We start from the raw sequence: 275 nt of genomic DNA, 5'->3' as shown, positions 1-275 counted from the left end.
ATGGCATCGCTAAATCCCATATCCAGCATGCGGTCGGCCTCATCCATCACCAGCGTATTCAACGCATCCAGTGATACCGTGCCTTTTTGCAGGTGATCCAGCAAACGCCCCGGCGTTGCCACGATAATATGCGGCGCATGTTGCAACGAATCACGCTGCATACCGAACGGTTGACCACCGCACAACGTCAAAATTTTGGTATTTGGCAGAAAACGCGCCAGCCGACGCAATTCACCTGCCACCTGATCCGCCAGTTCACGCGTAGGACACAGCAC

The 275-nt window shown here is 54.5% G+C and carries 1 protein-coding gene; it reads right to left on the bottom strand.

All coding sequences use genetic code 11. The annotated features are described in order from the left end of the window. A partial coding sequence (locus AC0L3J_RS38065; RefSeq protein WP_473350562.1) for a DEAD/DEAH box helicase occupies positions 1–275 on the bottom strand: 275 nt, incomplete at both ends.

The organism is Bradyrhizobium sp. Kon37 (assembly GCF_055807535.1).
The sequence above is the reverse complement of the archived record's forward strand: the minus strand, read 5'-3'. Positions and strand labels throughout refer to the sequence as shown.